The organism is Deinococcus grandis (assembly GCF_001485435.1).
GTDB classification, from domain to species: domain Bacteria; phylum Deinococcota; class Deinococci; order Deinococcales; family Deinococcaceae; genus Deinococcus; species Deinococcus grandis.
In genome coordinates this window covers 2010452-2033539 of the sequence record NZ_BCMS01000001.1, presented here as the reverse complement: position 1 = coordinate 2033539, position 23088 = coordinate 2010452, and the positions used below count along the sequence as shown (strand labels likewise).

The 23088-nt window shown below is 70.5% G+C and carries 22 protein-coding genes; 13 read left to right on the top strand and 9 right to left on the bottom strand.

Annotated elements, in window-relative coordinates:
* The first annotated feature begins 45 nt into the window (after nucleotides 1-45).
* The 5 genes from rho (at nucleotide 46) to pdxT (ending at nucleotide 4644) form a co-directional block, all read left to right on the top strand.
* The gene (rho, locus tag DEIGR_RS10000) at nucleotides 46-1320 is read left to right on the top strand and encodes a transcription termination factor Rho (RefSeq protein WP_058976880.1); all 1275 of its coding nucleotides are present in this window, start codon (nucleotides 46-48) and stop codon (nucleotides 1318-1320) included.
* Nucleotides 1321-1359: 39 nt separating this feature from the next.
* Nucleotides 1360-2685, top strand: a complete 1326-nt coding sequence (locus tag DEIGR_RS09995) for a M23 family metallopeptidase (RefSeq protein WP_058976878.1) — start codon at nucleotides 1360-1362, stop codon at nucleotides 2683-2685.
* The gene (locus tag DEIGR_RS09990; protein ID WP_058976877.1) at nucleotides 2682-3077 is read left to right on the top strand and encodes a response regulator; all 396 of its coding nucleotides are present in this window, start codon (nucleotides 2682-2684) and stop codon (nucleotides 3075-3077) included. The genes DEIGR_RS09995 and DEIGR_RS09990 overlap by 4 nt, the downstream gene beginning before the upstream one ends.
* Before the next feature lie 83 nt (nucleotides 3078-3160).
* Nucleotides 3161-4051: a pyridoxal 5'-phosphate synthase lyase subunit PdxS gene (gene pdxS, locus DEIGR_RS09985; RefSeq protein ID WP_058976875.1), complete on the top strand. Its 891-nt coding sequence runs from the start codon at nucleotides 3161-3163 to the stop codon at nucleotides 4049-4051.
* A gap of 2 nt (nucleotides 4052-4053) precedes the next feature.
* A complete protein-coding gene (gene pdxT, locus DEIGR_RS09980; RefSeq protein ID WP_058976873.1) occupies nucleotides 4054-4644 on the top strand; it encodes a pyridoxal 5'-phosphate synthase glutaminase subunit PdxT in 591 nt (196 codons plus the stop codon).
* A gap of 56 nt (nucleotides 4645-4700) precedes the next feature.
* Here pdxT and DEIGR_RS09975 read toward each other — a convergent pair whose 3' ends face one another.
* Nucleotides 4701-6080: an MDR family MFS transporter gene (locus DEIGR_RS09975; RefSeq protein WP_058976871.1), complete on the bottom strand. Its 1380-nt coding sequence runs from the start codon at nucleotides 6078-6080 to the stop codon at nucleotides 4701-4703.
* Nucleotides 6081-6163: 83 nt separating this feature from the next.
* On the opposite strand from DEIGR_RS09975, the gene DEIGR_RS09970 reads away from it, so the two are divergent.
* A complete protein-coding gene (locus DEIGR_RS09970; RefSeq protein WP_058978650.1) occupies nucleotides 6164-7138 on the top strand; it encodes an aldo/keto reductase in 975 nt (324 codons plus the stop codon).
* 56 nt (nucleotides 7139-7194) lie between these two features.
* Here the strand turns inward: DEIGR_RS09970 and DEIGR_RS09965 are convergent, their stop codons facing one another.
* Nucleotides 7195-7635 (bottom strand): response regulator, encoded by a 441-nt coding sequence (locus DEIGR_RS09965; RefSeq protein ID WP_058978649.1) that lies wholly within the window; start codon nucleotides 7633-7635, stop codon nucleotides 7195-7197.
* A gap of 149 nt (nucleotides 7636-7784) precedes the next feature.
* On the opposite strand from DEIGR_RS09965, the gene DEIGR_RS09960 reads away from it, so the two are divergent.
* The 4 genes from DEIGR_RS09960 to DEIGR_RS09945 all read left to right on the top strand — a co-directional run bounded on the left by DEIGR_RS09960 (nucleotide 7785) and on the right by DEIGR_RS09945 (nucleotide 10473).
* Nucleotides 7785-8210: a DinB family protein gene (locus tag DEIGR_RS09960; protein WP_058976869.1), complete on the top strand. Its 426-nt coding sequence runs from the start codon at nucleotides 7785-7787 to the stop codon at nucleotides 8208-8210.
* Nucleotides 8207-8761, top strand: a complete 555-nt coding sequence (gene yjjX / locus DEIGR_RS09955; protein WP_058976867.1) for an inosine/xanthosine triphosphatase — start codon at nucleotides 8207-8209, stop codon at nucleotides 8759-8761. The genes DEIGR_RS09960 and yjjX overlap by 4 nt, the downstream gene beginning before the upstream one ends.
* 24 nt (nucleotides 8762-8785) lie before the next feature.
* Nucleotides 8786-9637 carry an MBL fold metallo-hydrolase gene (locus tag DEIGR_RS09950; RefSeq protein ID WP_058976865.1) on the top strand — a complete coding sequence of 284 codons (852 nt, stop codon included), beginning with the start codon at nucleotides 8786-8788 and terminating at the stop codon, nucleotides 9635-9637.
* A 278-nt stretch (nucleotides 9638-9915) separates the two neighbouring features.
* Nucleotides 9916-10473: a hypothetical protein gene (locus tag DEIGR_RS09945; protein ID WP_058976863.1), complete on the top strand. Its 558-nt coding sequence runs from the start codon at nucleotides 9916-9918 to the stop codon at nucleotides 10471-10473.
* A gap of 36 nt (nucleotides 10474-10509) precedes the next feature.
* Here DEIGR_RS09945 and DEIGR_RS09940 read toward each other — a convergent pair whose 3' ends face one another.
* Both DEIGR_RS09940 and DEIGR_RS09935 read right to left on the bottom strand, forming a co-directional pair.
* Nucleotides 10510-11160: a glycosyltransferase family 2 protein gene (locus tag DEIGR_RS09940; RefSeq protein ID WP_407638317.1), complete on the bottom strand. Its 651-nt coding sequence runs from the start codon at nucleotides 11158-11160 to the stop codon at nucleotides 10510-10512.
* Nucleotides 11161-11234: 74 nt separating this feature from the next.
* Nucleotides 11235-13034: a hypothetical protein gene (locus tag DEIGR_RS09935; protein ID WP_174518661.1), complete on the bottom strand. Its 1800-nt coding sequence runs from the start codon at nucleotides 13032-13034 to the stop codon at nucleotides 11235-11237.
* Between the two features lie 270 nt (nucleotides 13035-13304).
* Between DEIGR_RS09935 and DEIGR_RS09930 the strand changes: the two genes are divergently transcribed.
* From DEIGR_RS09930 to ftsY, 3 genes are all read left to right on the top strand, one after another.
* Nucleotides 13305-15386: a protein kinase domain-containing protein gene (locus DEIGR_RS09930; protein ID WP_058976859.1), complete on the top strand. Its 2082-nt coding sequence runs from the start codon at nucleotides 13305-13307 to the stop codon at nucleotides 15384-15386.
* A gap of 2 nt (nucleotides 15387-15388) precedes the next feature.
* Entirely contained in the window at nucleotides 15389-15667 is a 279-nt protein-coding gene (locus tag DEIGR_RS09925; RefSeq protein ID WP_058976858.1) for a glutaredoxin family protein, read from the top strand.
* A gap of 83 nt (nucleotides 15668-15750) precedes the next feature.
* Nucleotides 15751-16707 carry a signal recognition particle-docking protein FtsY gene (gene ftsY, locus DEIGR_RS09920; protein WP_058976856.1) on the top strand — a complete coding sequence of 319 codons (957 nt, stop codon included), beginning with the start codon at nucleotides 15751-15753 and terminating at the stop codon, nucleotides 16705-16707.
* Between the two features lie 54 nt (nucleotides 16708-16761).
* Here the strand turns inward: ftsY and DEIGR_RS09915 are convergent, their stop codons facing one another.
* The 5 genes from DEIGR_RS09915 to DEIGR_RS09895 form a co-directional block, all read right to left on the bottom strand.
* Nucleotides 16762-17763, bottom strand: coding sequence for an ABC transporter permease (locus DEIGR_RS09915; RefSeq protein ID WP_058976854.1), 1002 nt, complete (start codon nucleotides 17761-17763; stop codon nucleotides 16762-16764).
* Nucleotides 17764-17778: 15 nt separating this feature from the next.
* Nucleotides 17779-18807 carry an ABC transporter permease gene (locus tag DEIGR_RS09910; RefSeq protein ID WP_058976852.1) on the bottom strand — a complete coding sequence of 343 codons (1029 nt, stop codon included), beginning with the start codon at nucleotides 18805-18807 and terminating at the stop codon, nucleotides 17779-17781.
* A gap of 192 nt (nucleotides 18808-18999) precedes the next feature.
* Nucleotides 19000-20577: an ABC transporter substrate-binding protein gene (locus DEIGR_RS09905; RefSeq protein WP_058976850.1), complete on the bottom strand. Its 1578-nt coding sequence runs from the start codon at nucleotides 20575-20577 to the stop codon at nucleotides 19000-19002.
* Nucleotides 20578-20950: 373 nt separating this feature from the next.
* Nucleotides 20951-21715: a fumarylacetoacetate hydrolase family protein gene (locus tag DEIGR_RS09900; protein WP_058976848.1), complete on the bottom strand. Its 765-nt coding sequence runs from the start codon at nucleotides 21713-21715 to the stop codon at nucleotides 20951-20953.
* Between the two features lie 132 nt (nucleotides 21716-21847).
* Nucleotides 21848-22984, bottom strand: a complete 1137-nt coding sequence (locus DEIGR_RS09895) for an acyl-CoA dehydrogenase family protein (protein WP_058978648.1) — start codon at nucleotides 22982-22984, stop codon at nucleotides 21848-21850.
* Nucleotides 22985-23088: the final 104 nt, after the last annotated feature.

The window sequence follows — 23088 nt, the reverse complement described above, 5'->3', positions numbered from 1 at the left end:
CGTGGCAGGCGTACCTGACAGGTTCCCACCCACGGAGGCCCCGCTGTGACCGACGCCCACCAGAGCCTCCCGTACCACGAACTGCAGCAGAAGATCCTGCCCGAACTGCACCTGATCGCCGCCGGGTACGGCATCGAGAACTACCGCAAACTGAAGAAGGACGCCCTGGCGCTCGCGATCATGGAGCACCAGGCGGCCAGCGAGGGCCAGCTGCTCGCGCGCGGCTTCCTGGAGATCAGCCCCGACGGGTACGGCTTCCTGCAGGCCGACCTGCTCGACCCGAACAGCCGCACGGTGCTCATCAGCGCCGGGGTAATCAAGCAGTACCACCTGCGCACCGGGGACGAGATCATCGGCCGCGCCCGCCGCCCGCGCGAGAACGAACGCTTCGGGTCTCTCGTGCAGGTGGAGGCCGTGAACGGCGTGGACCCCGAGACGGCCCGCCGCCGCCCGCGCTTCGACGACCTGACCCCCACCTTCCCGGACGCGCAACTCGTGCTGGAAGACCCGACCATGGACGACGGCCTGAGCCTGCGCGTCGTGGACCTGCTCGTGCCCATCGGGCGCGGGCAGCGTGCGCTGATCGTCGCGCCGCCCAAGGCCGGGAAGACCAGCCTGCTGAAGAAGGTCGCGAACTCCATCGTCAAGAACTACCCGGACGTGACCGTGATGGTCCTGCTGGTCGACGAGCGCCCCGAGGAGGTCACGGACTTCCGCGAGAGCGTGCAGGGCGCGCAGGTCATCGCCAGCACCTTCGACGAGCCGCCCCAGCACCACGTGCGCGTCGCGGAGTTCGTGCACGAACGCGCCCGCCGCATCGTGGAGGAAGGTGGGCACGTCGTGATCCTGCTGGATTCCATCACGCGACTGGCCCGCGCGAACAACCTCGTCACCCCACCCACCGGACGCACCCTGTCCGGCGGTCTGGACAGCAACGCCCTGCACTGGCCCAAGCGCTTCCTGGGCGCCGCGCGCAACATCCGCGAGGGCGGCAGCCTGACCATCCTGGCGACCGCCCTGGTGGAGACCGGCAGCCGCATGGACGACGTGATCTTCGAGGAATTCAAGGGCACCGGCAACGCGGAACTCGTGCTGTCGCGCCGCCTCGAGGAACGCCGGATCTTCCCGGCGCTGGACATCCTAAAGTCCGGCACGCGCCGCGAGGAACTGCTGCTGCAACCTGAAGTCCTGAAGAAGATGTGGCTGCTGCGCAAGGTCATCAGCGACATGGACCCGGCGGACGCCATGGAGATGCTGCTGTCCCGCATGGGCAAGACCCGCAACAACGTCGAATTCCTGGCGGCCCTGGCCGGCGGCTGACGCTCGACCCCTCACTTTCCCCCACTCGGAGCTCATACTTTGTCCTTTCCCTCCCTGCGCCGCGCGACGCGGCTCCTGACTCTCGGTGCGCTGCTGGGTCTCGCGCACGCACAACAAGCCACCCCTGACGAGCGCCTGCTCGCGCCGCTGCAACTGCAGCTGGACGCCCCGGCGGACGTGGTGCTCAGCCGCGACACCGGCGAGCGCGTGCTGGAGGTCGTCACGACCCGCACGACGCCCCTGCCGAACGTCGCGCGCCGCTACGGCCTGACGCCGGGCGCCGTGAAACTGGCCGCGGCGCACGGCGCCACGCAGGTCGTGCAGCTCACCCTGCCCGGGCGCGTGCAGGCCCGGCAGCCCCTGCGGCCCCTGTCGGTCGTCACGTACCGCGTGCGGCCCGGGGACACCATCGCCCGGGTCGCGGGCCGGTTCGGGCTGACGGTCGTGGACCTGCTGGGCGTGAACCTCGACCGGACCAGCCTCGATCGCCTGCCGGTGGGCAGCACCCTGAACGTCCCGACCGGAACGCGCGGGCTGCTGGTGCGGATCAAACCCGGTCAGAGTGCGCTGTCCCTGATCGCCGGGTACGGCGCGGACCTGCTGGCCACCGCCCGCGCGAACGACGTGCTGCCCACCGAACTCGACGTCGGGGACGAGCTACTGCTGCCCGGCATCCGCGCCGAGGGCTTCGCGCAGCAGCTGGCAGAGAAACGCGAGGCCGAGCGCCGCGCGCAGGTCGCCGCGCAGCGTCAGGCGCAGTACGAGAAGTTCGTCGCGTGGAAGAAGGGCCGCGAGAAGGCCCGCCTGGAAGCCAGGTACGCCGCGCAGGAACAGTACGAGAAGTTCCTGGCGTGGAAGAACAGCCCCCAGCGCAAGGCCGCCATCGCCGCGTTGGAACGCCAGCAGCAGTTCGAGGCCGCGCAGGCCCGCACCCGGCAGAACGCGCGGCAGGCCGCCGTGGCCGCCGTCAGTCTCGCCCCGGGGCGCAGCGGGCTGGTGTGGCCCATGCGCAGTTACCGCCTGACCAGCCGCTACGCCGAGCGGGACATCGCCTTCCACCAGCAGGTGTTCCACGGCGGGATCGATCTGGCCGCTCCCTACGGCACGCCGATCTACGCGGCGTCGGCAGGTCGCGTCACGCAGAGCGGCTACGGGGCGTATGGTCTGAACGTGTACACGCAGAGTGGGGACAGCACGCTGGTCTACGGCCACATGAGCCGCACGGCGGTCGTGTCCGGGCAGACGGTCCAGCAGGGCCAGCTGCTGGGGTACATCGGCTGCACCGGCATCTGCACCGGTCCGCACCTGCACTTCGAGGTGCGGCTGAACGGGCAGACGGTCGATCCGCTGGGCCTGCTGCCATGACCGCGCCGCGCGCCGGCGTGCGCCTGCTCGTCGTGGACGACGAGGAACAGATCCTGGAACTGCTGGACCTGACGCTGTCCATCCAGGGCTACGAGGTGTGCCCGGCGGGCAGCGGTCCGCGTGCGCTGGAGGTCCTGGCGGCCGAGCACATCGACGTGATCGTCATGGACGTGCTGATGGTGCCCTGGGACGGGTTCGAGACGGTGCGGCGCATGGCCGCGCAGTACGGCGCGGCGCTGCCGCCCGTGGTGTTCCTGTCCGGCCTGGCGCGGCCCGCCGTGATGCCGGAGCTGGGCCCCGACGTGGTGCAGGAGTATCTGGTCAAGCCGTTCCGGCCGTCGCAGCTCGTCGAGCGGATCGAGGAGGCCCGGCGCCGCAAGGCGTCCATCTAGGTTGGACTACCAATACAACTGACCCCTCCGGCTGTCCGCTTGTGACCCTCCCGGTGGGGTCAGTTTCCGTCTACCCTGGGGGCATGACCGAAGCGACCACCGGTACCCCCGCCCTGAAGCAGGGCTTCGCTGAAATGTTCAAGGGCGGCGTCATCATGGACGTCGTCACCGCCGATCAGGCCCGCATCGCCGAGGCTGCCGGCGCGACCGCCGTCATGGCCCTCGAGCGCGTCCCCGCCGATATCCGCAAGGACGGCGGCGTGGCCCGCATGAGCGACCCCAAGATGATCAAGGAGATCATCGGCGCCGTCAGCATCCCCGTCATGGCCAAGGTCCGCATCGGGCACATCGTGGAAGCGCAGATCCTCCAGGCGCTCGGCGTGGACTTCATCGACGAGTCCGAAGTCCTGACCCCCGCCGACGACCAGTACCACATCCTCAAGCACGACTTCAAGGTGCCGTTCGTGTGCGGCGCCAAGAACCTCGGCGAGGCCCTGCGCCGCGTCGGCGAGGGTGCGAGCATGATCCGCACCAAGGGCGAGGCCGGGACCGGCAACGTCATCGAGGCCGTCCGTCACGCCCGCACCGTGCTGGGCGAGATCAAGCACATCCAGGCCCGCCCCGCCGAGGAACTCATGACCGTCGCCCGCGACCTCCAGGCGCCCTACGAACTGGTCCGCTACGTGCACGAGCACGGCAAGCTGCCCGTCGTGAACTTCGCCGCCGGTGGCGTGGCCACGCCCGCCGACGCCGCGCTGATGATGCACCTGGGCCTGGACGGCGTGTTCGTCGGCAGCGGCATCTTCAAGAGCGACAACCCCGAACGCCGCGCGCAGGCCATCGTGAAGGCCGTCACGCACTTCCAGAACCCCGAGGTGCTCGCCGAGATCAGCGAGGACCTGGGCGCGCCCATGACCGGCATCAACATCGACGACCTGATTCCCGCCGAGCGCCTCGCCGCGCGCGGCTGGTAAACATGGCCCGCGTCGGCGTGCTGGCCCTCCAGGGCGCGTTCCGCGAGCACCGCGCCGCCCTGGAACGCCTGGGCGCCCAGGTGGCCGAGGTCCGTCTCGCGGCGGACCTGGACGGCCTGCACGGCCTGATCCTCCCCGGCGGGGAGAGCACCACCATGGCCCGCCTGATGACCGAGTACGCGCTGTGGGAACCCCTGCGGGCCTTCCACGCGCGCGGCGGGCAGCTGTGGGGCACCTGCGCGGGGGCCATCCTGCTGTCAGGCGAGGTGCAGGGCGCCCCACCGCAGTTCGGGCGGCAGGACAGCCTGGGCCTGCTGGACGTGACGGTGCAGCGCAACGCCTTCGGCCGGCAGATCGACTCGTTCACGACCGGGCTGGACATGCGCGGCCTGACTGGCGCGTTCCCCGCCGTGTTCATCCGCGCGCCCGCCTTCGCCCGCGTCGGTGAGGGCGTGGAAGTCCTGTCCGAGTTCGACGGGCAGGCCGTCGCGGTGCGTCAGGGCCGCGTGCTCGCCACCGCGTTCCACCCGGAACTCACCGGGGACGACCGTCTGCACGAGCTGTTCCTCCAGGGTTGCCTCACGCCCGCCTGACCGGGAATGCGACAGGCCGCCACCTCCGCGCGGGGTGGCGGCCTGCTCCGTATGGGTCAATCGTTGCTGGCCGGTACGGGTGCCTGGGCAGGGCGCGTGACGCGCAGGCGCAGACTGAGAGCCAGGGCCACGATGACCAGCCCCAGCGCCAGCAGGTACGCGCGGCGCAGGCCCTCGGCGAGGTCGAAGCCGCCGCTCTGGATGGCGGCCGAGCCGATCAGCAGTGCCATCAGTGCGGTGCCCAGCGCGCCGCCCATCTGCCGGGCGAACAGCACGCCGCTCGTGACGGCGCCCAGCTCCTCGCGGCTGGACGTCTCCTGCGCGGCCAGCAGTAGGCTCAGCATGGAAAAGCCCATGCCGGTCCCAACCGCGAAGCCCAGTGCGCTCGTGACCCACAGGGGCGCGTGCACGGCGAAGGTCAGCGCGCCGAACATCACGACGAGCACCGCGAAGCCCACCTGCGCGATGCGGGCCAGCGGCACGGTCTTCACGAGGCGCGAGGTCACGATGGCGGTCAGCGTCCAGCCGACCAGCATGGGCGTCAGGATCGCGCCGCCCGCCGTGGCCCCGCCGCCCGTGACGCCCTGCGCGTACAGCGGCAGGTACGCGATCACGCCGAAGTACGCCGCGCCGCCCAGCAGGTTCCCGGCGAACGCCACGCGCGGCAGCCGCTCGCGCAGGGCGCGCATGGGCAGCAGCGGGTCCGGGTGGCGCCGTTCGAGCAGGATGGCGCCCACCAGCGTCACGGCGCCCAGGCCCACCAGCAGCCACTGCCGCTGCTCCAGGCCCCACACGACCAGCCCGCTGCCCAGCGTGAACAGCGCCGCGCCCGCCCAGTCGATCCGGGCGGGGCGCGGCTGCCCGGTCTCCGGCAGGAAGCGCAGCGCGAGCAGCAGCGCCGCCACACCGAACGGCAGACTGGCGTAGAAGGTCCAGCGCCACGAGAGCGTCTCGGTGAGCCAGCCGCCCAGCAGCGGCCCCACCAGCCCGGACACGCCCCACACGCCGGAGATCAGGGACTGCACCCGGCTGCGGTCCTGCAGCGAGTACAGTTCGCCGACCATCGTGAGGGTCAGGGGCAGCAGGCCGCCCGCGCCGATGCCCTGCACGACCCGCGCGGCGATCAGCAGGCCCATGGAGTGGCTCTGGCCGCACAGGGCCGAGCCGATCAGGAAGATCAGCACGGCCGCGAGGTACAGGCGGCGGCGGCCCACCACGTCGCTCGCGCGGCCCCACAGTGGGCTGCTGACGGTGTTGGTGAGCAGGTACACGGCGAACGGCAGGGCGTACAGCGTCTCGCCGCCCAGGTCGCGGATGACGCTGGGCATGGCGGTGGCGACCACGCTGGCTTCCAGCGCGGCGAGGAAGACGCCCACGATCAGGCCGGTGGTGGCCAGCTGCCGGGCCTGCGGGCTCAGGGTGGGGAAGGCATTCACCTGCGCAGCGTACTCCCGTGAACGTCGGGTCAAGGGTGGGGCTGGATTCACACGATCTGAATCGTTACAGTCTGCGCATGAGCATGCACCAACGACCACTCGGCCGCAGCGGCCTGAACGTCACCGAGATCGGCTACGGCGCCTGGGGCATCGGCGCCGACATGTGGAAGGGCGCGCAGGACGACCGCAGCCTGGACGCCCTGCGCCGCTACGTCGAACTGGGCGGGAACTTCATCGACACTGCCATGGGTTACGGCAGCGGCCACAGCGAACGCCTCGTCGGGCAGGTCGCGCGCGAGCACCCTGGCACGCTGGTCGCCACGAAGATCAGCCCGAAGAACATGGGGTGGCCCGCCGCGCCCGGCACCACCGCCGACGAGGCCTTCCCCGGCGAGTACATCACCGACATGACCCGCGCCAGCCTGGAGCGCCTGGGCCTGCCGACCATCGACGTGCAGCAGCTGCACGTCTGGAACGACGCCTGGCTGGGCCAGGGCGACTGGCAGGACGCCGTGACGCAGCTGAGGCGCGATGGGCTGATCCGCGCCTTCGGGATCAGCATCAACGACCACCAGCCGGACAACGCCGTGAAAGCGGTCGAATCGGGCGTTGTGGACAGCGTGCAGGTCATCTACAACGTGTTCGACCAGTCCCCGCAGGACCGCCTGCTCGACGCCTGCCGCGAGCACGGCGTGGGCGTCATCGTGCGCGTCGCGCTCGACGAGGGGAGCCTGACCGGCACCCTGACCCGGGACTCCACCTTCCCTGAAGGCGACTGGCGCAACGGCTACTTCGGCGGCGACCGCCTCACGCAGCTGCAACCCCGCCTGCGCGCCATCGAGCAGGACCTCGGCATCCGCACCGACCAGCTCGCCGAGACCAGCCTGCGCTTCGTGCTGTCCCACCCGGCGGTGTCCACCGTGATCGTCGGGATGCGCTCGGTCCGGAACGTGGACCGCAACGTGACGCTGGCCGACGGGCGCGGCCTCCCGCAGGACCAGGTGCAGCGGCTGTACGCGCACCGCTGGGACCGCAACTGGTACCAGAGCGCCGAGTAAGCCACACGGAAGGGGCCGCCGAACCATACTCGGCGGCCCCCTTCGGCTGTATGCGGTCAGCCAGCCCGGGGCGGCAGCCGCACAATGGTCAGCATGTAGCGGCCCAGCGCCTGGATGGCGTCGTAGAACTTCCCGAACTCGACGGGCTTCACGACGTAACTCGCCGCGTACGCCTGATACGACTGAAGGATGTCCTCCTCGGCGCGGCTGGTCGTGAGCATGATCACCGGAATGGTCATCAGCTGCGGATCCTGCTTGATCTCGCGCAGCACCTCCAGGCCGTTCATGCGCGGCATGTTGATGTCCAGCAGGATCACGTCCGGGCGCGGCCGGGCCGGGTCACGCAGGAACTCCAGGGCCTCCACGCCGTCACGGGCGACGTGCAGGTGCGTGTGGATGCCCGCCTCCTGGAAGGCCTCCTGGGTGAGGATGATGTCGGCCTCGCTGTCCTCGACCAGCAGCAGGTGAATCGGAATGGGAGAGTGAGTCTGGGTCATGACGGTGCCTCCGGCCCCGGTGGGGGCCACTGCGGACCAGTCTGGCAGCCGCACGTGACCGCCGCGTGCAGCGCGCGTTGGTGCTCCCCGCACGCTTCCTTATGGCTCCCTTGAGGACCCGCGCGCGGCGCTGCACTACTCTGGACGGCATGAACGTCCTGCACTACGCCCTGGCGGGCGGCGCGGCCTTCCGCACTCCTGGCGACCTGCTGCGCGGCCTGACCCTGGACGAGGCCACCGGCGCCGTGCCGGGCCTGCCGTACACGCTCGGGGCGCTCCTGGCGCACCTGCAGGTGACGCAGCGCACCAGCCTGGATCTGGCCACCGGGCGCGCCGACCGCTGGCCCGACGGGCTGGACGTCTGGCCCGATGCGCCGACCAGCGGCGCAGATCTGACGGCCCTGCTGGGCGACCTCCAGGCCGGGCTGGCCGAGGCGCAGGCCCTGGCCTCCGACCCCAGCAGCCGCGCGCGGGACGTCCTGACCGATCTGGCGGCGCACAGCGCGTACCACTGGGGGCAGGTGGCGCTGATCCGCCGCCTGCACGGCACGCTGCCCGAACCGGAGGGCGCGTGACAGTCCTCGTCGGTTCGTTGAACCCGGGCAAGGTGCAGCCCGTCCGGGACGTGTTCGCCGTCCTGTTCCCGGAACTGGATGTCAGCGGCGTTGCGGTCCCCAGCGGCGTGCGCGACCAGCCGGTCGGGGTGGGGGAGACCCGCCGGGGCGCCGTGAACCGCGCCCGGCGGGCCGCCCGGCTGCCCGGCGCGACCTGGGGCGTGGGCCTGGAGGGTGGGGTGCGGGTCGAGCGGGGGCGCGGCTGGCTGTTCGGGGTGGTGGCCGCCGCGCGCGTCGGGGACGGCGTGCTCCTGACCGCCCGCACGGCCGAGCTGCCTGTCCCGGAGGCCGCCCTGCCACGCGTCCTGGCCGGTGAGGAACTGGGCGGCGTGATGGACGAACTGCTGGGCACCCACGACCTGAAACGCGGCGCGGGCACGGTGGGCGCCCTGACCGGCGGGCTCGTGACCCGCCCGGCGGTGTGGGCGCAGGCGCTCGCGCTGGCCCTGGCGCCCACGCTGCACCCCGGATTCTACCCCTCCGTCCATACGGCGCGGACGAACGTGCGTTAGGCGCCGTCTGGTAGGCTCGGGCGCGTGAGCACCTGGATCCAGTCCCGTCAGATCGGCCCCGCCACCGTCCACTCCCTAACCGACGGCCAGTTCCGCCTCGACGGCGGGGCGATGTTCGGCAGCGTCCCCCGCGTCCTGTGGGAACGCGCTGCCACCCCCGACGAGCTGAACCGCATCCGGCTGCGCATCAACCCCCTGCTGATCCAGCTGGGCGGCGAGAACATCCTCGTCGAGACCGGCATGTGGGACCAGGGCGGCGAGAAATTCGAGGCCATGTACGCCCTGGACCGCGACGAGACCGTCTTCCGGGGCCTGGACGCCCTGGGCCTGAGCCCCGACGACATCCACCTCGTGATCAACACGCACCTGCACTTCGACCACGCCGGACGGAACGTCACCACCCTGGGCGACCCCACCTTCCCGAACGCCCGCTACGTCGTGCAGAAACAGGAACTCCACGACGCCCGCCACACCCACGAACGCAGCCGCGCCAGCTACCTCCCCGCCTACATCGACCCCATCGAGCACGCGGGCCTCTTCGAGGTCGTAGATGGCGAACACGAGCTGCGCCCCGGCCTGAGCGTCCTGCCGCTCCCCGGGCACAACCTCGGCCAGCAGGGCGTCGTGCTGCGTCAGGACGGGCAGACCCTGGTGTACGTCGCCGACCTGATCCCCACCCTGGCCCACGCGCCCACCGCGTACATCATGGGCTACGACCTGTACCCCGTCACCACCCTGGAGACCCGCAAACGCCACCTGGGCCAGTGGTTCGAGGAAGGGGCCATCATCTGCACGCCGCACGACCCGGACACCGCCTTCGCGCAGCTGCACCCCAACCCGAAGGGCGGCTTCACCCTGAGCCCCGCGCAGCCCTGAAGCCCCCGCCGGAAGCCCCTGGACAGACGCACAGCGGGCCCTGGCGCTCCAGACGGGAGTCGAGTGATGCCACGTCATCCGGATTCGCCCGGTGGCCCCCTCACCCTTCCGCCCTGTCGCGCCACTGCCGGGGGGCACTGCGAGAGCCGCCCTCTCGCAGGGGGAGCGGGGCACGCGGACCGTGTCCACGGCAGCGGGTCATGTTCACCCCGTACCGGACGGCCTGCCGCGCATCACGGGGCACGCGGCCGCCCGGCACGCTACCCTGGGGGGCGTTCATGCGTCCCCTCCTGCCCCTGCTCCTCACGGCCCTGACCCTCCTGCCCGCCGTTCAGGCCGTCACCCCCGCACTGGACCCCAACTACTACCCGCACCGCCCCGGCACCCGCTGGACGTACAGCAGCGGCGAAACCCAAGTCGTCGGGGCGCCCGTCACGCACCGCGGCGTGAAGGTCACACCCGTCAGTCACCAGTACGGCAGCACCACCTACAGCCAGGACCTCCTGGAGTACCGCGCCGACGGCAGCGTGTGGCTGCGCGGCGTGAACGCCGCCGGACGCCTCAGCTGGTACAGCCCGCCGCTGCTCGTGTACCCCGCCGGGCCCCTCCAGACCGGCCAGAGCTGGCAGGCCGCCAGCGGTCCGCTGCGCATGACCGTCACCGTCACCGGCACCGCCCCGCTGAAACTCGCCGCCGGGACCTTCAACGCCCTGATCCTGCGGACCGAGACCGTCACCGGCGGCCGCAGCAGCGTCCAGCTGAGCTACTTCGTGCCCGCCTTCGGCATCGTCCGCTACCAGACGGCCGACGGCAGCACCATCGACCTGAACCGCTGAACGCGGCGGACCACCGGATCGCGCCGCCCGGACCGGTCAGCCCCGGCGGCGCGCCCGGTACGTCAGCAGCGACACGTACATTTTCGTGCGGGCCTTCGCACCCCCCCAGAAGCCCCGCTTCTTCTCCTTGACGACCTGCGCCACGTTCGGCAGCTCCACGTATGCCCAGCGCGCCCCCGTCGCCTTCAGGTGCCGCGTGATCGCCGGTTCCGGCCAGCGCTCGGCCGCCAGGTCCGGCACGGCCAGCAGCCACTCGCGTCGGCACGCCCGCTGCCCGCTCAGGTGCGGCGTGAGCTTGTTCCCCCAGTCCGTCACGAACCCGCCGCCCTCGAACACCCCGATACTCATGTCCAGCTCGCCGCGCCGCACCGGGTCGCACAGTGTCTCCAAGTGCGCGGCGCTCAGGCCCGTCAGGTCCGCGTCCAGCAGGATCACCACGTCCGCCCGCGCCGCCCGCAGGCCCGCGTGCAGTGCGCCCCCCTTGCCGACATTCACCGCGAGATCCACGACCTGCGCGCCGGCCTCCCGCGCCGCGCCGACCGTGCCGTCCACGCTGCCGTCGGACACCACGATCACCTCCGGCGTGAAGGTCCGCGCCACGCGCACCACCCCGCCCACGGTGTCCTCCTCGTTGAAGGCCGCAATCACAACCGCGCAAGACACCGAGACACCCGACATGCCGCTCATGGTACCCGCCCGCGCCGCCCCCACCAACCCGGCGCCCGTCACCCACCGCGCCGCCGGACCGGCGCCGGTCCGCGTCAGTTCATGCGGATGTCGTCGGTGGACAGCTCGGCCGCCTCGAGCGTCGGGACAGGCACGTCGGGCGCGAGCGCCGCGCCCAGCCACGACCCGTGCCGGACCAGCAGCAGGTTCCCGCCCGGCAGGCGCGCCACGAGCAGGTCGTGCAGCACCATCGGCGCCAGCCCAGGCATCATGACGACCAGTTCCCCCTTGTAGTCCCAGCGGATGGTCACGCCCCGGCCCTCGACGTGCAGGGTGAGCGGCTCGTCGCTGAGGACCACGCTCGTGAAGTGCCCGCCCGGCGCGAGATCCACCTGCGTGACCGGCACACCCTCGGGCATGGTTTCCGGGTCGTGCAGCGCGATATGCAGCGCCGCATGCAGCCGGTCGGCCACCACCCGGTGCAGCCCCAGTGCCTGCGCGGCGCGGCGGAAGGCCTGCGCGGCGTCGTCGGCACCCACACGCGTCAGTCGCGCCACCAGCGTCTCCACGCCCTTGCGCGCGAAGGACAGCAGCACGTCCGGCGTGGCGTCCAGATACTTGCGGGCGCTGTCCGGCGTGAGTTTCTCCAGTTGCAGCGGACCGCCGCGCATCACCTGCGCCGCCGCGCGTGCCAGGCGCAGGAACGCGAAATCCTGCGCCGGGTTGAGCAGCAGCGCTGCCGCCCGCGCCGTGGACGCCCGCCGGCCCAGTTCCAGCGCCGTGTGACTCTCGACCACCAGGGTCATGTACGCCCCGCTGACGAACGCCCGGAACTGCTGGTCGGGCAGTTTCAGCGTCTGCGAGCGCTCGTGCGGAGGCAACCCTGGGCGCAGGAGGGTCAGCTGCGAGCCCACCTGCAGCTGCCAGTTCGGGCCGATCGGCTGCCACTCGATGTTCAGGCCGCGCCAGCGGGCGCCGCTGCCGCCGCGCAGGAACACCGTCAGCCGCTCGGCCCCGTCGTCCGGGACGCGCATGGCGCTACCCGCGTGCTGCGCCAGCAGGATGCTGCCCTGCGGCGCGCCGTTCAGACTGGGTTTGGGCAGCGCGTCCAGGATCGGGTCGAGCAGCTGCGCCACGTGCCGCGCCGCCGCGCGGATCGCGGGCCGTTCGCGCGGGTCGCGCGGCAGCGGGAACTCGGCCCGCAGCGCCCGCACGAGTGCCTCGCGCGCCTCGTGCGACACGTGCTCGCGCTCGGCGGCCGCGATGCGCGCGGCGAGCACGTCCTCGTCCGGGTGGCGCGGGAACGGCTCGGCGTGCACGGCCGACAGGGCCGCGCGGACCCGCGTGCGGCCGTCCTCGGTCAGCAGCAGCGCGGACAGCGCCTGCGCCAGACGCCCCGTGACCTCCGGGTCGTGCAGGTCCATCAGCGCGTCGTGCGCGGGCGGCACCGCCAGCGGTTGCGTGCCGGGCCGCGAGAGCCGCTCCGCGTTCTCGATCACGGTGTACAGCACCCGCAGATGCCCGAATTCCGGTTCGCGCTGCCAGCGCAGCGTCAGGTCCCGCGCCTGCGCCGCCGCCCGCTGGTGCCACTGCAGCAGCTGCAGTTCCTCCCAGGCGCGCGACTCCTCGGAATCCGCCGTGGGCGGCGCCGTCCAGGTGCTCTGCCCGCCGTGCCCGGGGCGGGGGCGGGTGTGCTGCACCGGGTTACCCTGGTGCAGGCGGTACTGCCGGTCGGTTTCCATCAGGCGACGCAGCAGCGGTGGCTCCAGGGGCGCGCCCAGCAGCTCGTCGCGCAGCACGGCCAGACCGCGCCGCCCGCCGCGCGGCACGCGGCCCTCCGTGAGGTCCTGCACCTTGTACTCGTACAGTTCGACCAGTTCAAGCCAGAAGTCCACGGCGCACCTCCGGGCGGGTCAGCAGCGTTGAAGCGGGCATCCCGTCCAGTATGCCCCGCGTGACACGCCCCGCGCGCGCTCCCCCCCCGGACGGGCGCCATCCCCCGGCCGCTGCGCTCGAGTCGCTGCGCACCCATCCCTGGGCGCTGGCTCCCGGGCACGCGGCGCGCTGCATGCGGGGGGCGGGATGTAAGGCGCGTGACAGTGCCGACCTGTATAACAAGGGGCAATGACGCGCCCCACCTGCCCCCGCCCGCGCCGGAGCCGACCGTGACCCCCGTCCTGCTCGCGTCACTGTTCATCGTCGGCGTCCTGCTGACCGTCCGCCTGAACGAACGGGTGCTGAGCGTCGCGGTGGCCGTCGTGGTGGGGCTGCTGGCCGCGCTGCTGGCCGCGCTGGCGCTGGGCGTGGGCGGCCCGCGCGCCGCCGAGATGCAGCTGAGCGACCTGAACCGCGCGCAGGGCGTGCTGGTCGCCGCGGCGTTCGTGATCGCCACCGCCGCGTACCACATGGGCCGCATGCTGCTGCCCAGCCTGGACCGCCCGGGCCGCAAACCCATGAAGGTGCAGCGCACCGCCGCGCCCACGCAGGTGCAGCGCCGCACGAACCTCACGCAGACGCAGGTGACCAGCGACCTGCGCTTCCAGGACTACGAGGTCCTCGACCGGATCGGGGTGGGCGGCATGGGCAGCGTGTACCGCGCCCGGCGCCGCCAGGACGGCCGCACGGTCGCGCTGAAGGTCCCGCAGGACAAGTACCTCGCGGACGCGAAGTTCGTCAAGCGCTTCTACCGCGAGGCCGAGGTCCTCAAGCGCTTCAACCACCCGAACATCGTGCGGGTGTACGACTACCGCATGCAGGACCCCGAGCATTACATCGCCATGGAATTCCTGGACGGCGAGAGCCTCGAGGACGTGCTGGAAAACCGCACGCTGACCTTCACCGAAAGCGCGCAGATCATGCGGGCCCTGGCCGACGCGCTGCGCCACATCCACATGCAGAACGTCGTGCACCGCGACATCAAGCCCGCCAACGTCATGCTGCTCAAGAGTGCCTTCACCGACGGCGTGCTGCGTGACGGCGGCGTGAAACTCATGGACTTCGGCATCGCGGTCGGGAAGGTCCTGACCCGCCTGACCATGACCGGCGCGCGCGTCGGCACGCCCATCTACATGGCGCCCGAACAGGCCAAGGGCAACCGCGTGGACGCCCGCAGCGACGTGTACTCGCTGGGGCTGCTCGCCTACGAACTGGTCACCGGGCAAACCGCCTTCAAGGGCAGCTACGAGGCCGTCGTGCACCAGCAGGTCTTCGAGTCCCCCAAACCACCCAAGCAGGTGAGGCTGGAAGTGCCGGGCAAACTGAACGACCTGATCCTGCACATGATCGAGAAGGACCCCGCCTCGCGCCCCACCCTGGACGACGTGATCGCCCGCATCGATGCCGGGGTGCTCAGCGACGACGTGTTCAACGACCCGGTCGCGCTGGCCCTGAGCGTCCAGGAGAAACGCGGCACGCTGCGCCTGCTGGACCTCAAGGGCAAGCTGCGCGCCAGCCTGCGCGACCAGACCGGCGGCGCCCAGGGCCTGCCCGGCGCGCCCAACGCCATGGCCAGCGACCACGAGGGCAACATGTTCGTCACGCTGCTCGACTACCGCCAGGGCCGCAGCGGCACCCTGGCCCGCAAACTCGACCCGGACGGGCAGGAACTCGTATCCTTCGGCCCGTACGGGCTGGGCGACGGCGAACTGCTCCAGCCGGTCGGGGTGGCCGTCACGCAGGGGCAGGTGTTCATCCTGGACGCCGAGGCGCACCACGTGGTCGTCTTCGACCTCGAGGGCCGCTTCCTGCGCCGCTTCGGCGGGCGCGGGCAGGGCCTGGGCCGCTTCGAGAAGCCCCGCTCGATCGTCGCCGCGCCCGACGGGCACGTGTACGTCCTTGACACCGGCAACAACGAGGTGCAGCGATTCAACGCGCAGGGCGAGTACATCAGCCGCTTCGCGTTCCGCCTGGACCGCAACAGCGACGCGCTGCGCCCCCTGGAGGGCCTGGGCGTGGACCAGTTCGGCGCGGTGTACATCGTGGACAGTGTCGCCCGCAAGGTCCGCAAGATCGAGGCGGACGGCACCCCGGGCCTGACCTTCGCCATGGAAACCCTGGTCGGCGAGCCTGCCGACGCGCCCTGGCTGATCCAGGTCGGCCCGGACGGGCAGATGTACGCCGTGCGTCAGGGCGGACAGGTGCTGCGCATCTACTCCAGCGTGGGGGACCTGCTGTCCTCGAACGACATGTACGCCCCGGTGCAGGCCATGTCGCTGCTGCAACGCCCGCACGTCCTGCAGCCCGCCTGACCGTGACGCCCGCCCCCCTGCCCACCCTCACCCTGTACACCCGCGCCGGGTGTCACCTGTGCGAGCTGGCCGCCGCGAACCTCGGCGCGATGAACGTCCCGTTCACCCCGGTGGACATCGACGCGTTCCCTGACCTGCGCGCCCGCTGGACCGACCACGTGCCCGTCCTGGTCTGGACGCCGCCCGGCCAGCCGGAACAGGTGCTCGGCAAGGGCGCGTTCAGCCGCGCGCGCGCCGGGCAGATCAAGCTGCACCTCATGCGTACCGTGTCCGGAACCTGAAGCTGTCCGGGGACGCGCGACCGCGCGCCGGGACGCTATGGTGAGCGCATGAATCACCCCTGTCCCCCCGCCGGAGTGCCCGCGTGAGCTGGCTCGAACGTCTCCGCGACGGGCTCTCCAAGACCCGCAAGCAGATCAACGACACCGCAGGCTTCCTGGGCAGTGACGTCCGCGACGTGCTCACCAATCGCCTGGACACCATCGAGGACCTCGAGTACGCCCTGATCGCCGCCGACGTGGGCCGCGCCGCCACCGAGGAGATCCTCGACGACATCCGCCGCGCCGAGGGCAAGAACCTCCAGGACGCGCTGATGGACGCCCTGACCCTGCAACTGGAACCCGACGCCAGACGCGCCGAGTTCCGCAAGCTGGGCTTCAGCCCCGACGCGCGGCGCAGCAGCGTGGACCCGAAGGGTCACGTCGTCATGGTGATCGGCGTGAACGGGGTGGGGAAGACCACCACCATCGCCAAGCTGGGGCAGTACTACGTGGACCGCGGCAGGAGCGTCATGTTCGCCGCCGGAGACACCTTCCGCGCCGCCGCCGGCACGCAGCTGGGCGTCTGGGGTGACCGGCTGGGCATCCCGGTCGTGCAGGGCGTGGACGGCGGCGACCCGGCCGCGGTGGCCTTCGACGGGGCCGCCGCCCGCGCGGCGCGAGGCACGGACCTGCTGTTCGTGGACACCGCCGGGCGGCTGCACAACAAGCACAACCTGATGGAGGAACTGAAGAAGGTTCGCCGCGTGATCGAGAAGGCCGACCCGAACGAACCGGCCGAGGTCTGGCTGGTGCTGGACGCCGTGACCGGCCAGAACGGCTTGCAGCAGGCCAAGAAGTTCCACGAGGCCACCCCGCTGACCGGCGTGATCGTCACGAAACTGGACGGCACCGCCAAGGGCGGCATCCTGGTGCCGATCGTGCGTGAACTGGGCGTGCCGATCAAGTTCATCGGGGTGGGCGAGCAGCCCGGCGACCTGCAACCCTTCGACAGCCGCGAGTTCGTGCGCGCGCTGTTCGACGTGAACATCCCCCGCGAGTAACGGCAGACAGAGGCGGCCCCCAGGTGATCCAGGGGCCGCCTCGTCGTGTGGGGTCTACTGGGTGCTGCGGGGGTCCAGGACGTCGCGCAGGCCGTCCCCGAGGAGGTTGAAGCCCAGCACGGTCAGGAAGATCGCCAGACCCGGGAAGATCATGGTCCAGGGCGCGTCGAGGTAGTACTGGCGGCTGTCACTGATCATGGTGCCCCACTCGGGCAGGGGCGGCTGCGCGCCGATGCCCAGGAAGCCCAGCGCGGCGACCTCGATGGTCGCGGTGGCGATGCTCAGCGCGCCCTGCACGATCAGCGGCGAGAGGCTGTTGGGCAGCACGTGCCGGAAGACCATGCGCCACTGTGATGCGCCCAGCGCCCCGGCGGCCGCGACGAACTCCCGCTCGCGGACCGAAAGGACCACGCCGCGCGCCAGGCGCAGGTACACCGGGATCTGCACCAGCGACACGGCCAGCATGGCGGTGACCAGCTGCGGACTGTTCAGCGCGAACAGCCGGTCCATGCCCGCGATCAGCAGCGGCGGGTTGTCGGCACTGAAGATGCTGGCGAAGCCGATGGCGAGCAGGATGCCGGGGAAGGCCAGCATCACGTCCGTCAGGTAGCCGAGCACGCTGTCCAGCCACCCGCCGAAGTACCCGGCGAGCACGCCCAGCAGCGACCCGATCACCAGCGCCAGGATGGTGCTGACCACCCCGACCTTCAGGCTGATGCGGGTGCCGTGCAGGACGCGCGTCAGGACGTCGCGGCCCAGGTTGTCCGTGCCGAAAGGCGCGGCGAACACGTTGAACTTCCCGCTGACGGGATCGGTGTACGTCTGCTTCGCCTCCTCGTTCCACAGGGCCGTGATGGACGGCGGTTTCAGGCGCAGGGTGTACCGGTTGGGTTCATTGCGCGGATCGTAGGGTTTCAGGACGCTGGCGAACACGGCGAGCAGCACGAACGCCAGCACGATCACCGCGCCGACCTTGCCGGGCGTGCTGCGCCGGAAGCGCCGCCAGAAGATGCTGTCCTGTTTCGGTGTGGACTGCGGAACAGTCGTTGTCGTCATGGGTCACTGTTCCTTTCAGCTGTACTGGATGCGGGGATCGAGGGACGCGTAACTCAGGTCCACGAGCAGGTTCACCACGCTGACCACCAGCGCCGCGAAGATCACGCCGCCCTGGATGATCGGGTAGTCGCGCTGACTGATCGCGTCGTACACCCACGACCCCAGGCCCGGCCAGGAGAAGATCGTCTCGGTCAGCACGGCGCCGCCCAGCAGCGCGCCCGCCTGCAGCCCGATCACGGTCACGACCGGCAGCAGCGCGTTGCGCAGCGCGTGCTTCATGGTCACCGTGCGGTCCGTGAGGCCCTTGGCGCGGGCCGTGCGGACGTAATCCTGGTTCAGGACGTCCAGCATGGAGCTGCGCGTGATGCGCGCCACGATCGCCAGGGGAATGCTGCCCAGCGCCAGGGCGGGCAGCACGAGGTGCCGCACGCTGTCCCACGCTGCGGCGGGCTGACCGCGCAGCAGCGCGTCAAGCACGTTGAAGCCCGTGACGGGGTCCACGTTGAATTCCGTTCCTGCCCGGCCACTGGGCGGCAGGATGCCCAGCTTCACGCCGAAGAAGTACGACAGCAGCAGGCCCAGCCAGAACACCGGCATGCTCACGCCCAGCAGCGAGATGGTCGTCGCGAGGTTGTCCCAGATGCTGTTGCGCCGCAGCGCGGCCAGGATCCCGGCTGGCATGCCGACGATCAGGGCGACCAGCAGCGCCGCGACGCTCAGTTCGGCCGTGGCGGGGAAGCGGGACTTCAGGTCGTCCAGAACGGGAATGTTGCTCTTCAGGCCGGTGCCCAGGTCGCCGCGGACCAGCGCCGTGATGTACTTCGGGTACTGCGCGTCCAGGGGATTGGCCGGGTTGAAGAACCAGGGTTTGTTCAGGCCCAGCTGTTCGCGCAGCGCGGCGGCCGCTTCGGGCGTGGCGCGCTCCCCGAGCATGGCGACGGCCGGGTCGCCGGGAATGGACCGGACGAAGACAAAAACGACCAGGCTGATGCCCAGCATGACCAGCAGGGTCCGCGCGAGGCGGCGGATCAGGTAACTGCCCAAGGTGAATCTCCAGAGGTGTGAGAGGGTCGGCGGCGCACTGGCGTGTCAGACAACCGTTCAGTGCGGGCGGGGCGGGCGGTGGGCGCCACGGGGCCCGGACGGTTTGTGGCGTCTGAGAAGGTGGGCGCCAACGGTGAGGGCCGGAGCAGGCCCGTGCAAGGCGCTGCTCCGGCCCTCACGCTTGACCGGGGGTTACTTCTTGCCGGGAACGCTGATGGTGTTGAAGGGTTCGCTGCCCAGCGGGCTGGGCGTCCAGCCCTTCACGTAGCTGCGGGCGGCGGCCAGCGGGTTGCTGTGCACCATGGGGATGCGGTACGCGGCGTTGTAGGTGATCTCGTGGAGCTGCTGGTACACCTTGGCCTTGGCGGCCTGGGTGGCGGCGGCGCGGCCCTGCTGGAGCAGCGTCTCGACGTTCGCGGGGTTCCAGTTGATGTCGTCGCTGGCGTTGGCCCCGTAGTACGCGCCGTAGAAGTTGTCCGGGTCGCCGTAGTCGCCGGTCCAGCCGATCATGTACATGTCGAAGCCGGGTTCCTTGTTGCGGTCCTGCAGGTACTTGGCCCAGTCCTCGGTCTTCAGGTTGACCTTCACGCCGATGGCGCTCAGGTCAGCGGCGATGGCTTCCGCGATGGGTTTGGGCGTGGGGAAGTAGGGACGGCTGACGGGCATGTACCACAGGTCGATGGAGAAGCCGTTGGGGTAGCCGGCGTCGGCCAGCATCTTCTTGGCGGCGGCCGGGTCGAACTTGTAGTCGGCCGGCACCTTGGAGCTGTTCGCCCAGGCGAGCACCGGGGGCAGGAAGCTGGCGTTGCTGGTGCCCAGACCGTTCCAGAAGGCGTTGGCGATCTCCTTCTTGTTGATGGCCATGCTGATCGCCTGACGCACCTTGTCGTTCTTGAGGTACTGGTTGCGGTTGTTCAGGCTCAGGAAGCCCACGTTGAAGCTGGGACGCTTGACCGCCACGAGGTTCTTGTCCCCCTGGACGCTCTTGAGGCTGTCGGGCGTCAGGTCGTTGGCGAAGTCGATGGTGCCGGCCTTCAGCTCGTTCAGGCGCTGGCTGGCGTCCTTGATCGACCGGATGACCAGCTGATCGACCTTGGCCTTCTCGCCCCAGTACAGCTTGTTGGGCAGCAGGGTCACGCGGTCGCCGGTGCGCCAGCTCTGGAAGATGAAGGGACCGGTACCGACGGGCTTGCTGGCGGGCGTGCCGTACTTCGCGCCGTCCTTCTTGATGGCGGTCGGGCTGGCAATGCCGAAGTAACCGGCGGCCAGCACGTCAGGCAGAACGCTGGAGGGCTTGTTCAGGTCGACGCGCACGGTGTACTCGTCGACCTTCACGATGTTCTTGATGACGGCCGTGGCGTCACCCTTGTAGCCGCCGAGCAGCTCCCCGACGATCTCGAAGGTGCGGCCCTGGTCACGGAAGCCGTAGGGGTGACTCTTGTCCCACCAGCGGCCCAGGTTGAAGATCACCGCGTCGGCGTTCATGGGGGTGCCGTCATGGAAGCGCACGCCCTTGCGCAGCGTGAAGGTCCAGGCGGTGTTGTTCGCGTTCGCGGTCCACTTGGTGGCCAGGCCGGGCTTGAGGTCGGTGGTGCCGTCCTCGAAGTCGACCAGGGTGTCGTAGATCTGCCGCTGCACCAGGATGCTGATGCCGTCGGTGATGTTCCCGGATTCCAGGCTGACGGGTTCGCCGTTGCCGCCGAAGACGAGGGTGGCGGCCGACGCGGCACTGAGGGTCGCGAGCAGGGCGGTCAGAAGCACTTTCTTCATGGAACCTCCGGTCCTGACCGGCCGCGGGCGTCACGACCCCGGTCAGGGGGCGCGTGGGCAGGGCGGGCAGGACGATGAAAAGGTAAAACGTGCGTTCAGGGTATGGGCCACCCCCGGGGGTGTCAAGCGACCGGCACTGACCGGGCCGTCAGTTGCGCGGTCCCGCCGGACAGCCCGGCGGTCGGCGGCCTCCTGACCTGGGCCTCTGCCCGGACGGTCGGGGGGAACATCCCGGCCCTCCTGACGGGGCAGACGGCCCGTGTCACCGCAGCATCCAGCGGTGCTGAAGGGCTGACGTCTGAGGTCGGGCGGACCCACAGGACGGGCACCCGAGAGGGGCGCGGTGGCGCCCGGGTGCACCTGGACACTGCGGTCAGACGATGGGCGTGACGAGCACCCCGAGACCCTCGACCTCCACCTCGACCGTGTCGCCCGGGCCGACCGGACCGACGCCCTCGGGCGTGCCGGTCAGGACGACGTCGCCGGGTTCCAGCGTCACGAAGCGCGTCAGGTACACCAGGATGTCCACGACCGGGAAGATCATCTGCGCAGTGCGGCCGTCCTGGCGGACTACGCCGTTCACGCGGGTCTGCACGCGCACGTCGCGCGGGTCGAACTCGGTTTCCAGCCAGGGGCCGAGTGGGCAGAAGCGGTCGGCGGCCTTCGCGCGGAACCACTGCAGGTCGGTCTTCTGCCGGTCGCGGGCGGTCAGGTCCAGGCCGCAGGTGTACCCCGCGACCGCCGCCAGCGCGTTCTGCGGCGTGAGGTTCCGGGCGCGCTGGCCGATCACCAGGGCCAGTTCGCCCTCGAAGTGGAAGTTGTCGGTCCAGTCGGGTTTCTGCACGCTCCCGCCGGGTTCGGCCAGGGCGTTGGGGCCCTTCAGGAAGATGCCGGGCTCGGCGGGCAGGTCGCCGGTGTCGTTGCCCAGCTCGCGGATGTGATCCAGGTAGTTGCGGCCCACGCACACGATCTTGCTGGGCTCAGCCGGGGCCAGGAGGGTCACCTGCGCGGCCTCCAGCGTCTCGCCCGTGACCTTCCCGCCCATGCCGCGCGTGACCTGCACCTGCGTGCCGTTCAGGACGCCCCACTGCGCCGAGCCGTCTGCCGCGCTCCCCACCGAGAACCGAACAAGTTTCATGCGCGCAGGATAGCGGCCGGTGGGCGCCCCTCGCGCGGGCCGTCAAGGAAGCGGCGCAGAGCCGACGGCACAGAGGAGATGGCGCAGGGGCGGACAGCCCGGCCGCCTGTCCGCCCCTGCGCCGCCTGCCGTTTATTTCAGGAGGTTGCGGCTGATCACGACGCGCTGGATCTCGTTGGTGCCCTCGTAGATCATGTTCAGCTTGACGTCGCGCAGCAGCTTCTCGACGGGGTACTCGGCGACGTAGCCGTACCCGCCGTGAATCTGGATGCCCTCGTTCGCGGCGCTGAACGCCATCTCGCTGCAGTACGCCTTGGCAATGGCGCTCTCGAAGCCGTGGGGCTGACCCTGGTCGACCAGCCACGCGGCCTTCTGGTACATCAGGCGGCCCGTCTCGATGCCGATGGCCATCTCGGCCAGCTTGAACTGGATCGCCTGGAACTGCGCGATGGGCTTCCCGAACGCCTCGCGGTCCTTGGCGTACTTGACGCTTTCCTCCATGGCGCGCCGCGCGATCCCGACCGAGCCCGCCGCGACCGGAATGCGGGTCTTGTCCAGCGTCTTCATGGCGATCTTGAAGCCGTCACCCAGGCCACCCAGCTGATTCTCTTTGGGCACGCGGACGTTCTCGAACACCAGTTCGCTCGTCAGGCTGGCGCGCTGGCCCAGCTTGTGCTTGATCTTGTTGTACGAGAAGCCCGGCGCGTCCTTGGGCACGACCAGCGCGACGGTCGCCTTGTGGCCGCCCTGCTTGTCGGTGGTGGCGAACACGACCGTCACCTCGGCCAGACCGCCGTTGCTGATCCACATCTTCGTGCCGTTGATGACCCACTCGTCGCCGTCCAGCACGGCGGTGGTGCCCATGGCGGCGGCGTCGGAGCCGTTGTTCGGTTCGCTCAGGGCGAACGCGGCCAGCCCGGCCTTCTCGGTCAGAGGCGTCAGGAAGCGCTTCTGCTGCTCCTCGGTCCCGCCGATCAGGATCGGGGCGATGCCCAGCTCGCTGGCCATCAGGACGGTGTAGATGCCCATGCAGCCGTAGGCGATCTCCTCGCCGATCAGGCACTCGTCGAACATGCCCAGGCCCAGGCCGCCCGCGTGCTCGGGGATGCTGGGGTTGAGCAGGCCGACCTCGAAGGCCTTCTCGACGACCTGCCAGGGCAGTTCCTCCTTCTGGTCGTACTCGGAGGCGATCGGGATGATCTCCTTGCGGGTGAAGTCGCGGGCGAGCTGCTGCAGCTGGCGTTGTTCGTCGTTCAGGGTGAAGTCCATGGTCACTCCTCGGGGTGGGCGCGCGGCTGCGCCGGAATGGGGGGGCAGAATGGGGGATTGTACTGGGTTCAATCTTATCAGGGCCGCGGCCCCCCACGCACCTG